A 13,528-nucleotide genomic window follows, 5' to 3' on the forward strand; every position below is an offset into this window, starting at 1 on the left:
TGCGCCTGTTTTCGCGCCTTGCTACCAAACAAAATAGCATTGCCATAAAAGCCGAAAATGTGACCGCGCGAAGTATATCTTAATATAAATGTTGGAATATTTTCGATAATGACTAACCCATCCGCCCTGCTCTCCTGGCGTGACTATCTTGAACTGTGCAAACCCAAAGTAGTTGCCTTAATCGTTTTTACTGCCGTGGTCGGCATGTTGCTGGCCGTGCCGGGCATACCGCCCATCGACACTTTGATTTACAGCACCGTTGGTATCGGACTCGCCGCCTCATCCGCCGCGGCCGTTAATCACTATCTCGATCAGAATGCCGACGCTCTAATGGGTAGAACGCAAAACCGCCCATTGCCGAAAGGCTCGTTGGACTCAATGAATGTCATCGTTTTCGCATCGCTGCTCGGCTTATTATCGATGCTTTTATTAGGCTTCTTGGTTAATCCGCTGACCGCATTTTTAACCTTATTGTCGCTAATCGGTTATGCCATTATCTATACCGTGTATTTAAAACGCATGACGCCGCAAAACATCGTGATCGGAGGCGCGGCCGGCGCAGCACCTCCGGTTTTGGGCTGGTGCGCGATGACCGGCGAAGTTCACCCTTATTCGTTGCTTTTGTTTTTGATTATTTTCGTTTGGACACCGCCGCATTTTTGGGCTCTGGCGATTGCCAGGCGCGAAGAATACGCCAAAGTTAAAATTCCGATGTTACCGGTTACACACGGTCCCGAATTCACCAGACTGCAAATATTACTGTATACAGTGCTGCTCTTATTAGTGACATTGCTGCCTTATTTAACCGGCATGAGCGGGCTGATTTATCTCTTCGCCGCAATTCCTCTCGGCCTCGGCTTTATTTATTATGCTATTTTGATGATGCGACACAAAGACGACAGAACGGCAATGAAAACATTCGGTTTTTCGATTATTTATTTAATGCTGATGTTTGCCGCGTTATTGATCGATCACTATATCGTAGTTGGATTGTAATCCGCCATGACAACACAAGAACATCCTTTCGCTGAATATATCCGCATTCTCGGTAAAGGCAAAAAAGGCTCGCGCCCGCTGACTCGAGAAGAGGCCTATCAAGCGATGCGCATGATTTTGGCCGGCGCAGTGCTACCCGTGCAATTAGGCGCATTTTTGATGCTGATGCGGGTTAAAGAAGAAACCCCTGAAGAGCTGGCCGGCTTCATTCAAGCCGCGCGCGAAACTTTTAGCCAAACCGGCAACACTTGTCCCGCCGACCTGGATTGGTCTTCCTACGCCGGCAAACGACGCCACCTCCCCTGGTTTTTGTTGTCGGCATTATTGCTCGCGGAAAATGGCGTCAAAGTCTTCATGCACGGCGCCGGCGGTCATACCGAAGGTCGGATTTATACGCAGGATGCTCTGAAATACCTCGGCATCGAGCACGCCGCCTCTTTACAAGAAGCGCGACAACAACTCGAAGAGCGGAGCTTCAGTTATTTGCCGCTGGAATACTTCTGCCCGAAACTTCATGAAATCATCGAATTGCGTCCGATCATGGGCTTGCGCTCCCCGGTACACACGCTCGCCAGAATGTTGAATCCTTTTAATGTCAAACACAGCATTCAGGCGATTTTTCACCCGGGTTACCGCCCGGTGCATCAAGAAGCCGCTTTGTTATTAAACGACCTTCATGTCGCGGTATTCAAAGGCGAAAGCGGCGAAGTCGAACGCAATCCCGACGCCGATTGCCTAGTACAAAGCGTTAAGCATGGCGAATTATACGATGAGGAATGGCCGAGAATGTTCGAACGCCGCCATGTTAAATCAGAAACGCTCGATCCTAAGCAGCTCGCTGCAGTCTGGCAAGGCGATATCGAGGACGAATACGGCGAAGCGGCCGTTATCGGTACCACGGCGATCGCTTTGAAGCTGCTAGGTAAAGCAGACAGTCAAGAACGCGCCATGAACATGGCCGAGGAGTTTTGGGGGCGACGCAAGCCGTTTGATAATGGCTCTAGCAAGTATTTTTGATTATTGCGCAAAGCTGCTCAAACATGAAAAGTTTGAGCCGACCATCCGTTTGCAGGATATCCTTCAACTATCCTTTAACCACGCCCGGATTGCGGGGGGAGAATCTCGGAATACCTTCAACAAAGGTTTTTTCCAAGTAATTGTATTCCAAACCTAATAGGGTATTCCCGTCCTGATAAGTCACCCATACGACCTTAACTTCGCCGAGCAGGTCGAGTCTTTTGAAGTTGAACGCGGCGATTGCCCCCGGTTCCACGTCAATTCGCTCAGGTAACGTAACCATTAAGCCGTCTACCGATACATTAATCGTGTTGAAATGATAATTATGGCCGTTAAGGATTATGAGCCCTGGCGCCTCTAATTTTTTCCTGTAGGCATGTCTTACATAAAACAAATTTTCTACATCGTGCTCGACATTTCTAAAATCCAACGCCAAATAAATCCGACCATCGATCATATCGGCTCGAACAATTTCGGCTTCGCCGGCAAGTCGCATTTCTTGCAGGTAGATATCGACGATAGGCGATATCTTTACTGTTTTGAACAAGCCTTCAACATCATTAATTCGTTCATGATCTTCCAATTCAGCCAAAAGACCTGTGATCGAGATGTTGCTCAAGGTAATCGGAAGTTCGTCCCCATCCAGGTAAATTAATCCATGGGAGGTCAGTTTTTTCCGATAGTGGCGTTTTTCGTATGGCATTGTTAACCTATATTACATTCATTACATTTTTGTACGACTTTCGCTATTGAAGCTATGGAGCCGAAAGAAACCGATATCTATTCCTTTCGCTCTTCAAATTTCGGCAATGTCTTAAATGTAACTATTCAGTCCCCCGGAAATTATCGTTCCCACGCTCTGCGTGGGAACGCCTGAGTACCGCTCCAGCGGTACGAGACGCTAGAGCGTCTCGATCTTCATTCCCACGCCGGAGCGTGGGAACGATAGGGGTGTGTGAATAATTACCCTTAAATTGCTGACAATAACCGGAAAATAAACAGCGCTATTTTGTATTTCCAAATCGTAAAGGGCAAGCCTTGTGCTCTTATAATTAAATTAAATAATGACTAGTGTAGACTATTATTTTCATTTTTCGCTTCGAATCTCGTCTTTCAGAATTTGATTGTCTATTTTTTTATGCTGCTATCCATTCGATCGTTAAAAATAATTTTAACGGCTATCTCGTTTCTTATTTTACAAGCCTGCACCACTGCTCCGCCAAAAAACACTGAAAACATTTGCGAAACTTTCAGAGAAAAAAGCAACTGGTACAAACACGCAAAAACCTCTTATCAAAAATGGGGGGTCCCTATTCCTGTCCAAATGGCGATCATACATCAAGAATCTCGCTTCGTTGCCGATGCCGCGCCGCCAAGACGGAAGTTATTGGGATTCATCCCTTGGTTTAGAAAAAGTAGTGCCTATGGATATGCTCAAGCATTGGACGCCACTTGGGGCGACTATATAAAATATAACCGTCGCTGGAGAGCCGACCGCGACGACTTTGCCGATGCGGTCGATTTTGTCGGTTGGTACAATCACATGAGCCATAAAAGGCTCGGACTAGCTAAATCGAACGCTCGGCAACTATACCTGGCCTATCACGAAGGTCATACGGGATTCCGGCGTCAAACGTTTTTGCAAAAACCTTGGTTATTAAAAGTTGCAGAAAAAGTCGACCGCAAAGCCCGTATTTACGATTCGCAATTAAATTCATGCCGGAACGAATTTGAAAGCAAGAGCTGGTTTTTTTGGTAAACTATGCCGCTTGTTCGTAGTTGCGAACAAGCGGCATCACCGGAAAAAAAAGGACAAACCGGTATTGGAGATAGAAGGCGCTAACATACTCACATCTGAGCTAGAAGGATTAGCTACTATATATTGGGATTAAGAGTTCAAGCTTATTGACTTTTTCTCGCAACTTCTCCATAAATGGATACACTTCCTTATAACTCACGACAGGAGGAAAAAATCTGTGACTAAACTGCATATCCGTGTTTTTTCAGTTTTTACCGCTATAATTATAGGATTTACGATGTTCTCAATGGCCAATGCGACCACCCCACAGGAAAATAAAGAAGCAGGCGAAGCCTTTCTTGCCGAAAACGCCAAAAAAGCAGGCATAAAAACCACAGCGAGCGGCCTTCAATATGAAGTTTTGAGCGAAGGAAGCGGCGCCACCCCAAAAGCCTCCGATAATGTAACCGTTCATTACAAAGGCACAACAATTAGCGGCGAAGAATTCGACAGTTCCTATGGCAGAGGCGAGCCGGCCACATTTCCGTTAAACCGAGTCATTGCCGGTTGGACCGAGGGACTGCAATTAATGAAGGAAGGCGCTAAGTACCGTTTTTACATACCCTCAGATTTGGCTTATGGCGAACGCGGCGCCGGTCGCGCGATCGGCCCTAATGCCACACTCATATTCGATGTTGAACTGATCAAAGTTCAATAAAGTTAAAACGATCGGTGCGTTTGGCGAGAATGTCGGCAGGAATTGCCGACATTCGGAGTAGACGGTTGTATACCTATCGCACTTCAAATTTCGGCATTAGCGTATGGAGGCGCCGGGGTGTTCGGCAAAGGCTTTGGCAGCATGGATGCTGTCATAGAGCCTACATGGACGTATTCACGGCGTCCTTTGACGGGCACCCCGACGCCGAAATTTGACTAGCAAAGGGTATATCTCAGCCCGTCATCCATGGCCGTACTATCACAGAGCTTAGCAGGACGGGGCTTGCAATCCCGTTCTTAACGGTTCGACCGTATCCTGAGCAAGTCAAAACGTTTGGGGCGGATTGAATAACCCGCCCCGCGTGAAGAATGCACCGCGTACCATTGCGCACGCCTTCCGGAATTCCCCGGAATAAAAAAGGTACGCGATGCGTACCCTACGACTAATTAAATATTTTCGCGCGTTTCGTCGACAAAATGCCTTTTATTTAGCCCCATGCAACCGAATCAATAATACGGCCTCATCACGACTAATTCCGAATTTTTGAATCAATTCAGCCGCATCTGCGCCGCTTCGCACCTTTTGAATGATCGCGTGATAAGGCTTCGCTTCTTCCTCTCTTTGTTCAAAGTCGTTGATTTTTTCGTTCAATTCCTTGAGTAATTCAGCAGTCTCGGCTAATCGGTTATCGACACCGACCGATGCCGAACATAAACCGACAATATCCAAATTATGATTATTCAGGTGTTCGGACAAGGCTCGATAGCTGCGCTTAAGCTTAATATGATCGACTGTTAACCATACCAGCAAAATCGACATAACGCTCAGTACGGCAAGACCGGCATATAAAATCTCATTCATCAAACAACTTCGTCGATATGCTGAGCAGGCCCTGTATCGTCTTGCTGCTCCGATTCAGAACCCTTTTCCTGCTCGTTTTGTTGTTTTTTCTTATCCGGCCGATCTTCATCATTAGTGACTTTAGCCGGTTTAATAACCGGATATGTCGGTACTATCGGTTGTATTTCGATCATGACCGCCTCTCTTAGCCGCGGCTCAAGGAAGTTGCTGTTTCAAGTTACGATTAACTTCAAAACATATCCAATTCCGCTTTCTCTTCATCGCTTAAAAACTTATTTAGGTCGACTAGAATCAATAATTCATTATCTCGGCTAGTCACCCCTTGAATATACCTAGAAGTATCTTCATTGCCGACGTTCGGAGCCGTTTCAATATCGGATGATCTCAACTCGACGACTTCGGCAACGCTATCGACCAAAATACCGATAATATGCGATTCGGTTTCGATTATGACAATGCGCGAATTATCATCGGTCTCCTTCGACATTAAACCGAATCGATTACGCGTATCGATCACGGTAACGACATTGCCTCGCAAGTTAATGATGCCCAGCACATAAGACGGCGCACCCGGAACCGGAGCGATTTCTGCAACCCGCAGCACCTCCTGCACTTGCATGACATTGATGCCGTACTTTTCATCACCGAGACGAAAGGTTACCCATTGCATCACCGGATTGTTTTGTTTCGTATCGAATTCACTCATTCGCGATCACCGCTTCATTATTCAAAGTTATTATTTTTTGCAAACCGTATCCGCCCAACTACTAACCCTTCACTCTATAAAAAGAATTTTGTCCACGAAAATCACGAAATTTAAAGATTATAGTTAAGCACAACGTACCACTCCACAAGCAGCAATTCCCAGTTTGAGCATTCTCACTGGATTTAGAGCGCGGGGTATCCCTGTCGAGGAAGCCGTTCGCCCAGCACCTAAATTATCCCAGATAGTTATCATAGCCAATGGACTATGGAATTTAGGTGCTGGGTAAACCCATCCATGGGGGCTTGACGGCAGACCCCTGCTGCCGACATCCTCGCTAGCCACACCCCATACCTTCATGAAGTTAGCTAATTTTTGAGCATAAAGGGAGTAAATCCCTTCCTGCCAAGGTACCTTCGTATTGCGGCTTTTTCCTATCTTTCTTGTCGTCACTGGACGCTGGAGCGTCCAGGGCTGCGTTCCCACGCTGGAGCGTGGGAACGATAACCTTTAACCTTTAACCTTTAACCTTTAACCTTTAACCTTTAACCTTTAACCTTTAACCTTTAACCTTTAACCTTTAACCTTTAACCTTTCACCTTTCACCTTTCACCTTTTTACCTTTCTTCGCGGCGTCAGCTGTTTGACATCGATCACGGCGGTCAACTCTTCGATTACCGTTCCGATCAACCATGGCCGCTGCTTACGGTTAGTTCTCCAACGAACTTGCTCGGGGCGCACTTTACCGATCGACAAGAGTTCGTCGCAAGCCAAGCCCCAATTGCCGTCCTGGGTAATTAACATGCTTTTAAAAGGCTGTTCGATTAAATCTCGTTTATTCGCATAACCTTTCCCTAAAATCAATTGTCCGGAATCGAGAATACCGATTTTTCGCTCCTGGTCTTCCAGCAAACCAATAAACCACGAGGGTTGCCCAGGGATTTTAGTGATCCTCTTATCGAATTTAATGGCTCTGGATAATTCGACCAAAGGAGTTGCCAGAATGAGCTGGCCAATTCTAAAAAATAAGGCTTGGAATTCATATTGCGCCCATGTCGGCATCACAGCAAGCGGCATGGTAGGTTTTGGAACCAATTGTAGTTCAACCAAAGCCGGCATTTTGGCAACGGTCTCGCTTTTTTCCTTTATTTTCGATTCGACGCGCATTTTCGGCACGGACGCTTTGATCTCAGGCACCGATGGCATAATCACTTCAGATTCTTCCGTCGGCATTTCCTCCAGCAAGGTTTTCAAATAACTGTCGAGCGCCAACTCCTGATGAATAATCTGTTGCTCGACATCCAAATTGTTATTGTAGAAACCCGTCATTAAACTGTCGCCGCTTCTTTGACTGGCTGGTTATCATGCAATAACAAGCAATCCAGCAGGGCCGAGTAGGCTTCCACGGCTTTCGATTCCGGCCAATAAATCGATAGCGGTATACCTTGCGTGCTGGCATCCCTGATTTTTGTATCGATCGGTATGATCGAATTCCAAAGATAATCCGGATATTGCTGTTTTAATACTCTAAGGCTTTCTTGTGCGGCGCGCGTTCGTTTATCGAACATCGTCGGTACAATCGTGTATCGAGGCGCATGGGTACGTGATTTATAAACCATATCGAGCGTATGCATCATGCGCTCGAGCCCTTTGACGGCTAAAAATTCGGCTAAGACAGGCATGATTAATTGCTGACACGCAGCCAGTGCATTGATCATCAACACACCGAGCATTGGCGGACTATCGATAATAACGTAATCGTACCGGTCGGCTACTTTGACTAAGGCATTGTTGACTACCAATCCCATGCCGCCCATCGATGCGACTTGCCGGTCCAATGTCGCAATCGCGGTCGCGGCCGGCAACACAAACAAACCGTCGAATTTGGTTTTTACGATATAAGGCTCGGGCCCTGCGTTTTTCTTTTTCAAACTGGCATCATGAAAAAGATTGTATACGCTGGCCTTGACTTCATCGGGATTCATTTTGAAATAACTCGTCAATGCACCGTGCGGATCGAGATCGACCAATAACGTACGAAACCCCCAGGAAGACAATAGACCGCCAAGCGTAACGACAGTCGTCGTTTTGCCTACACCGCCTTTCTGATTGGATACCGTCCAGACCTTCATAAAATGCCTTTCAACCTAAATTCATTAGCTACACCGCAAAAAACTCGGTTCACGAAGATTTTCCGGTTCTCACGGTCTTCCGCGGGAACCCATACCTTGGCCGCCGGAGCGGTGGGAACGAGGAAGGTAATTACCCCACCACTATGGAGAACCTTGAGTATTGTTTATTTCAGCTTCGGTAACCGGTGTGATATTCAGTAATTTCGCTCTTTCTTCGTCATTAGCGCCGTAACGGGCAAAAGCATGCGACATCAACACCACCACAACCCTTCTATTTTGAAATCGACCTGCTTCGCTACTGTTATCGGCTATCGGATGAAATTCTCCATAGCCGACCGCCGATAATCGTGACGGCGCTATCCCCTCATTGACGAATTCCCTTACTACGCTAGTCGCGCGCGCCGAAGACAATTCCCAATTAGATGGGAATTTAACGGTACTAATCGGGACCGTATCGGTATGCCCTTCGACATTGATGACATTCGGCATACGTCTGACAATTTCCGAAACTTTTTTCAAAACCGGTAACGCTTTTGGCGATAACTCAGCCTCGCCGCTCGCGAATAACAGCTCGCTATTCATTTCTAGCTCAATCCAAAAGTCATGTTTTTTAACCGCCACCAAATCCTTTTCGATAAATGGCGCCAAGACTTCCGACATTTGTTCGGACGCCTCGATCAAATTGCGCCGCTCACGTAGGATTTCCTCACTAAGCTCATGTTTTTTTTCAACCTCTTCCAAAGTCGGATGAGGTAACTCGACCGGCTGAACGGTCATCGGCTCTTCCCCGATTTGAATCGGCTGCACCACGGTAAAGGGAGTGCCTTCTCTACCGGAAATCGCCGATTGCGATTGCCTTTTCGAAAAAGCCTCGCCCAACGAGTCGGACAGTGTCTTATATTTACCCTCATTGACCGACGAGATCGAATACATCACGACAAAAAACGCAAATAACAAGGTAATAAAATCGGCATAGGAAATCAGCCATCGCTCATGATTTTCAGGTTCGGCCAATTCTTTCTTTTTGCGCCGCATCAGACCCTCCGAGCTAATCCCGACCTTCAATTAAAAAACCGGATAATTTCAATTCGATATTTTTTGGATTTTCTCCCTCGGCGATTGCTACGATACCCTCAACCAATAATTCCCTAGCTTGCGACATTGTCAAAATTTGCATCTTCAATTTGTTTGCAACCGGCAAAAAAATCAGATTGGCAAAGCCAACGCCATAGATCGTCGCAACAAACGCCGTTGCAATGCCGGATCCCAGCAAACCCGGCTCGGCCAGATTTTTCATGACATGAATGAGACCGATCACTGCGCCGAGAATACCGATCGTGGGCGAATAACCGCCCATGGCTTCGAATACTCTAGCCGCCTGTAAATCGCTAAGCTCCCTGGTATTAATCTCTAATTCCATACAATCCCGAATCACTTCCGGTTCGCTACCGTCGACTAAAAGCTGTAGACCCTTGAGTGCGAACGGATCGATTTCAGTATCGAGAACCGATTCCAGACCCAGCAGGCCTTCTTTTCTGGCCAACGCGCTCCATTCGACCATTTTGTTAACTTGTTGCTCAAGCACTTGTTTTCGGGGCTTGAATATCCATAAACTGATATTAAGCCCTCGTAAGAATACCGTCGGCGGAAATTGCAACAATGTAGCCCCTAACGTACCGCCTAAAACGATCAGTAAAGCCGGTCCGTTTAATAGCGCTTCGGCATGCCCGCCGTCCATTATCGTACCGCCGACGATCGCCACGAAACCTAACACGACGCCAATGAGACTTAGATAATCCATTAGGTAATCCGGCTCAATTGCCGACCTATTTCATCGAGACTGTAAACATTATCGGCCAAGCCTGCATCGATAACCGCTTTAGGCATACCGTATATCGTGCAACTTTCTTCGTTTTGCGCCCAAACTATCGAACCGGCTTGCTTGAGTTTGCGCGCACCTTCTTTACCATCCGACCCCATACCGGTTAAGACCACCGCCAACACGGCATCGTGAAAATGCCGAGCGACCGAAGCCAATGTAATATCGGCACATGGGCTGTAAATTTCTCCGGCTATTTTCGGCCTCAGAACAATCGACTTACGCACGCCGGAGCCTTTCAGTTCCAATTGCATTCCTCCCGCCGCAACCAACGCCGTTCCCGGCTCTAAGGTATCGCCATCGCGTGCTTCCCTAACTCTAATGCGGCATAATTGATCCAACCGCTCTGCAAAACTGGCCGTGAAATTTTGCGGCATGTGTTGAACAATGATCACAGGCAACGGGCATGACTGCGGAACTTGGCTTAACACTTTCTGCACCGCAACAGGACCGCCGGTCGAGGCGGCAATTACCATAATGCGTAATGCGCCGAATTGTTTCGCTGTTTGCTGAACCTCGTGCTTAGTCGGTTTTTCGAGCGATGTTTCAGCTAGTTCGATTTTATCCTTAGTCAGCGCTACGCTGCTTTTTGTTTTTATTTTTCCGGTTTGCAAGGCAACCATGCGTACCCTTCGCCGGAGCAAGCGTTTGGCCGTTTCTCGGTCGGCATCGATCTCATCCAGGCGCTTAGGTAAAAAATCCACCGCGCCGGCATGCAAGGCATCCAATGTCGCTTGCGCACCTACCTGAGTCATCGCCGAAAACATCAAAATAGGGGTCGGCGTTTCCGCCATAATGCGCTTAACCGCAGTAATGCCGTCCATCAACGGCATCTCGATATCCATCGTTATGACATCGGGCGACAAGGCAGCCGTCAGCCTAATCGCTTGCAAACCGTTATTGGCAATACCTATTACCTCAAATTCGGCGCGTCCCTCGCTATCTTTAGACTCCTCAAGAATTTCCTTGATTCTTTTACAAATAAATCCGGAATCGTCGACTATCAATACCTTAACGGCCATGAACTTCTATACCTTTCGTGCTTCATATTTCGGCAGAGCCTAAGAAGGCACCGGGGTGCTCGACAAAGGCTTTGCCAGCATGGATGCTGGCATAGAGCCTACATGGATGTATTTACGGCGTCCTTTGACGGGCGCCCCGGTGCCGAATTTTGATCTACGATGGGTATCATTATTAACACGCATATCGCTTCATTAAACCGGGCACGTCGAGAATCAGTGCAATGCGCCCGTCACCGGTAATCGTCGCCCCCGAAAGTCCGTCCAAGCCTTGCAGTTTCGCGCCCAAAGCCTTAATGACAACTTCTTCTTGACCAATTAATTGATCCACGACAAAACCGACTTGACGGCCACCGGCATTGACCACGACGACATGCGCGGAAACTTGTTTATTGAGTACATAATTCGGGTCCTGCACGAGCCATTCTCCGAGATAAAACAGCGGCAGGGCTTTGTTTCGGACCATAACGACCTGCTGTCCGTCCACGACATTGGTCACACGCAGATCCAGATCGAGAATTTCCAACACGCTACCCAACGGTAATGCGAAGGCTTGATCGGCCAGCTTGACCATCAACGTCGGCATGATCGCAAGCGTCAAAGGCACCTTGATGGTAATCGTGGTACCGACGCCTTCCTTTGAATCGACTTCGACGGTACCGTTCATTTGAGAAATGCGGGTCTTTACGACATCCATTCCGACACCCCGCCCCGAAACATCGGAAATCTCCGTTTTAGTCGAAAATCCGGGCATGAAAATTAAATTAAAACATTCACGCTGATCCAGTCGAGCGGCAGTCTCGGCATCCATTAAGCCCTTTTCGACGACCTTGGCCCGCAATGCATTGGCATTCATGCCTTTGCCATCATCCTTTATCGATAGCTCGATATGATCGCCTTGCTGCGAAGCGGTCAACACTACCACTCCTTCGACGGGCTTACCCGCCTCTGCCCGCTCTTCCGGGCTTTCGATACCATGATCGACCGAATTTCTTACTAAATGCACCAACGGATCGGCCAAAGCCTCGACCAAGTTCTTGTCGAGATCGGTTTCTTCTCCAACCAATTCGAGCCTTATCTGTTTATTCAGGCTACGCGCCAAATCCCGGACCACGCGCGGAAAACGACCGAATACTTTTTTAATCGGTTGCATTCGGGTTTTCATGACCGCTAATTGCAAATCGGCTGTCACAACGTCCAGATTGGCAATGGCTTTGGTCATCTGATCGTCGCTATCGGATGCCGATTTAAGCGTCTGCAATCGATTTCTGACCAACACCAATTCACCGACCATATTCATGATATCGTCGAGTACCTGAGTATCGACCCGGACCGTGGTTTCGACTTGCGGAGTTGACGCCGGAGCGGCTTTTGAAACGGCGGGCTTTTGATCTTTAGTCTCATGCCGCTCTATTTCCTTAATAGCGGGCGACGGCTTAGCAGCAGGCGGCGGCTTGTCTTTATTGTCGGAAACGGATTCGACGGCAGGTTTCTTTTCCGTCGCCTTTGGAACTTGAACGCCGATTTCGGCAATTACCGAAGGATTGAACTGCCCTTTACCATGCAATTGATCGAGCAAATTTTCGAATTCGTCTTCGGTAATTTCATCGGAATCCGAAGCCGCCGGCGCCGATTTGTCGGCAGGCATCGATACCTTTTCGGCGTTTTCCGATTCGACTTCTGCATTCGATGCGGTTTCGCTTCGATCGGATTTGGGCGATGTCGGCGAACCGCCTTTGCCATGTAATGCATCGAGTAGTTGCTCGAATTCATCTTCGGTAATTTCATCGGCAGCCGAAGCCGATTGCGATTCGCTCTGCGTTATTTTTGGCGAGGTCGGCGAAGCGCCTTTACCATGCAAAGTGTCGAGTAATTGCTCAAACTCTTCTTCGGTGATTTCATCGGAGCTTGAATTTTCGGCATTCCCTGCGGATTCCTCGCCGGCCATGTTCAGCATCGATTCGAACTCTTTCTCGACAATATCGATTTCATCGGCGTCGGCAATAGGCGATGGCTCTTGTTCTTGTTCTTCCGCGCGCCATTGTTCGAGCGCTTCGGCTTCGACGGCTTTGCCGGGCAACGTAAAAGTCTGAAGCTTGTTCAGCAATGTCTGCGACGCCGGTTGGGGCTCTTGTCCAACACGAATCTGACCGAACATTTCGTTAACAATATCCAACACCTGAAGCACGACGTCCATTAATTTAGGATCGACTTTTCTATCGCCTTGTCGAAGCACATTAAAGACATCCTCGGCTTTATGGCAAATTTCAACCAGAGGGTCTATCGCTAAAAAACCGGCACCGCCTTTGACGGTATGAAAACCTCTAAATATGGCATTGAGCAAATCGTAATCATCGGGCATTTGCTCGAGTTGAACCAACTGCTCGCCCAATAATTCGATTATTTCACCGGATTCGACTAGAAAGTCCTGTAAAATTTCGTCATCCAGATCAATCGCCATAATT

Annotated in this window: 14 protein-coding genes; 4 read left to right on the forward strand and 10 right to left on the reverse strand. The window is 47.6% G+C overall.

What is annotated here, in order from left to right:
- Positions 1–105: 105 nt before the first annotated feature.
- Both cyoE and EQU24_RS15840 read left to right on the forward strand, forming a co-directional pair.
- Positions 106–996, forward strand: a complete 891-nt coding sequence (gene cyoE / locus EQU24_RS15835; RefSeq protein ID WP_412768473.1) for a heme o synthase — start codon at positions 106–108, stop codon at positions 994–996.
- A gap of 6 nt (positions 997–1,002) precedes the next feature.
- The gene (locus EQU24_RS15840; RefSeq protein WP_017842656.1) at positions 1,003–2,013 is read left to right on the forward strand and encodes a glycosyl transferase family protein; all 1,011 of its coding nucleotides are present in this window, start codon (positions 1,003–1,005) and stop codon (positions 2,011–2,013) included.
- Positions 2,014–2,080: 67 nt separating this feature from the next.
- Here the strand turns inward: EQU24_RS15840 and EQU24_RS15845 are convergent, their stop codons facing one another.
- Positions 2,081–2,716 carry a PilZ domain-containing protein gene (locus tag EQU24_RS15845; RefSeq protein WP_017842655.1) on the reverse strand — a complete coding sequence of 212 codons (636 nt, stop codon included), beginning with the start codon at positions 2,714–2,716 and terminating at the stop codon, positions 2,081–2,083.
- 435 nt (positions 2,717–3,151) lie between these two features.
- Between EQU24_RS15845 and EQU24_RS15850 the strand changes: the two genes are divergently transcribed.
- Both EQU24_RS15850 and bamJ read left to right on the forward strand, forming a co-directional pair.
- Positions 3,152–3,772 (forward strand): transglycosylase SLT domain-containing protein, encoded by a 621-nt coding sequence (locus EQU24_RS15850; RefSeq protein ID WP_017842654.1) that lies wholly within the window; start codon positions 3,152–3,154, stop codon positions 3,770–3,772.
- 277 nt (positions 3,773–4,049) lie between these two features.
- Entirely contained in the window at positions 4,050–4,469 is a 420-nt protein-coding gene (gene bamJ / locus EQU24_RS15855; RefSeq protein ID WP_175421729.1) for a BamJ family beta-barrel-assembly machinery protein, read from the forward strand.
- A 483-nt stretch (positions 4,470–4,952) separates the two neighbouring features.
- Here bamJ and EQU24_RS15860 read toward each other — a convergent pair whose 3' ends face one another.
- The 9 genes from EQU24_RS15860 to EQU24_RS15895 all read right to left on the reverse strand — a co-directional run bounded on the left by EQU24_RS15860 (position 4,953) and on the right by EQU24_RS15895 (position 13,524).
- Positions 4,953–5,330, reverse strand: coding sequence for a DUF2802 domain-containing protein (locus EQU24_RS15860; RefSeq protein ID WP_017842652.1), 378 nt, complete (start codon positions 5,328–5,330; stop codon positions 4,953–4,955).
- Complete coding sequence (locus tag EQU24_RS22490; protein ID WP_017842651.1) at positions 5,330–5,503, reverse strand: hypothetical protein; 174 nt, start codon at positions 5,501–5,503, stop codon at positions 5,330–5,332. Before EQU24_RS22490 ends, EQU24_RS15860 begins: the two co-directional genes overlap by 1 nt.
- Before the next feature lie 56 nt (positions 5,504–5,559).
- Positions 5,560–6,036, reverse strand: a complete 477-nt coding sequence (locus EQU24_RS15865; RefSeq protein WP_017842650.1) for a chemotaxis protein CheW — start codon at positions 6,034–6,036, stop codon at positions 5,560–5,562.
- Positions 6,037–6,642: 606 nt separating this feature from the next.
- Entirely contained in the window at positions 6,643–7,362 is a 720-nt protein-coding gene (locus EQU24_RS15870; protein WP_017842649.1) for a chemotaxis protein CheW, read from the reverse strand.
- Entirely contained in the window at positions 7,362–8,165 is an 804-nt protein-coding gene (locus EQU24_RS15875; protein ID WP_017842648.1) for a ParA family protein, read from the reverse strand. Before EQU24_RS15875 ends, EQU24_RS15870 begins: the two co-directional genes overlap by 1 nt.
- A gap of 141 nt (positions 8,166–8,306) precedes the next feature.
- The gene (gene motD / locus EQU24_RS15880) at positions 8,307–9,200 is read right to left on the reverse strand and encodes a flagellar motor protein MotD (RefSeq protein ID WP_017842647.1); all 894 of its coding nucleotides are present in this window, start codon (positions 9,198–9,200) and stop codon (positions 8,307–8,309) included.
- Between the two features lie 13 nt (positions 9,201–9,213).
- The gene (locus tag EQU24_RS15885; RefSeq protein WP_017842646.1) at positions 9,214–9,966 is read right to left on the reverse strand and encodes a flagellar motor protein; all 753 of its coding nucleotides are present in this window, start codon (positions 9,964–9,966) and stop codon (positions 9,214–9,216) included.
- Positions 9,966–11,066 (reverse strand): protein-glutamate methylesterase/protein-glutamine glutaminase, encoded by a 1,101-nt coding sequence (locus EQU24_RS15890; protein WP_017842645.1) that lies wholly within the window; start codon positions 11,064–11,066, stop codon positions 9,966–9,968. Before EQU24_RS15890 ends, EQU24_RS15885 begins: the two co-directional genes overlap by 1 nt.
- Before the next feature lie 172 nt (positions 11,067–11,238).
- Positions 11,239–13,524, reverse strand: a complete 2,286-nt coding sequence (locus EQU24_RS15895) for a chemotaxis protein CheA (RefSeq protein ID WP_017842644.1) — start codon at positions 13,522–13,524, stop codon at positions 11,239–11,241.
- Positions 13,525–13,528 lie beyond the last annotated feature (4 nt).

The organism is Methylotuvimicrobium buryatense (genome assembly GCF_005931095.1).
In the GTDB taxonomy this organism is placed as follows: domain Bacteria; phylum Pseudomonadota; class Gammaproteobacteria; order Methylococcales; family Methylomonadaceae; genus Methylotuvimicrobium; species Methylotuvimicrobium buryatense.

What these genes read in the sequence shown, in the direction of transcription:
- EQU24_RS15840 (WP_017842656.1), top strand. Translation starts at nt 1,003, where the DNA reads ATGACAACACAAGAACATCCTTTCGCTGAATATATCCGCATTCTCGGT.
- EQU24_RS15845 (WP_017842655.1), bottom strand. Translation starts at nt 2,716, where the DNA reads ATGCCATACGAAAAACGCCACTATCGGAAAAAACTGACCTCCCATGGA.
- EQU24_RS15850 (WP_017842654.1), top strand. Translation starts at nt 3,152, where the DNA reads ATGCTGCTATCCATTCGATCGTTAAAAATAATTTTAACGGCTATCTCG.
- bamJ (WP_175421729.1), top strand. Translation starts at nt 4,050, where the DNA reads ATGTTCTCAATGGCCAATGCGACCACCCCACAGGAAAATAAAGAAGCA.
- EQU24_RS15860 (WP_017842652.1), bottom strand. Translation starts at nt 5,330, where the DNA reads ATGAATGAGATTTTATATGCCGGTCTTGCCGTACTGAGCGTTATGTCG.
- EQU24_RS22490 (WP_017842651.1), bottom strand. Translation starts at nt 5,503, where the DNA reads ATGATCGAAATACAACCGATAGTACCGACATATCCGGTTATTAAACCG.
- EQU24_RS15865 (WP_017842650.1), bottom strand. Translation starts at nt 6,036, where the DNA reads ATGAGTGAATTCGATACGAAACAAAACAATCCGGTGATGCAATGGGTA.
- EQU24_RS15870 (WP_017842649.1), bottom strand. Translation starts at nt 7,362, where the DNA reads ATGACGGGTTTCTACAATAACAATTTGGATGTCGAGCAACAGATTATT.
- EQU24_RS15875 (WP_017842648.1), bottom strand. Translation starts at nt 8,165, where the DNA reads ATGAAGGTCTGGACGGTATCCAATCAGAAAGGCGGTGTAGGCAAAACG.
- motD (WP_017842647.1), bottom strand. Translation starts at nt 9,200, where the DNA reads ATGCGGCGCAAAAAGAAAGAATTGGCCGAACCTGAAAATCATGAGCGA.
- EQU24_RS15885 (WP_017842646.1), bottom strand. Translation starts at nt 9,966, where the DNA reads ATGGATTATCTAAGTCTCATTGGCGTCGTGTTAGGTTTCGTGGCGATC.
- EQU24_RS15890 (WP_017842645.1), bottom strand. Translation starts at nt 11,066, where the DNA reads ATGGCCGTTAAGGTATTGATAGTCGACGATTCCGGATTTATTTGTAAA.
- EQU24_RS15895 (WP_017842644.1), bottom strand. Translation starts at nt 13,524, where the DNA reads ATGGCGATTGATCTGGATGACGAAATTTTACAGGACTTTCTAGTCGAA.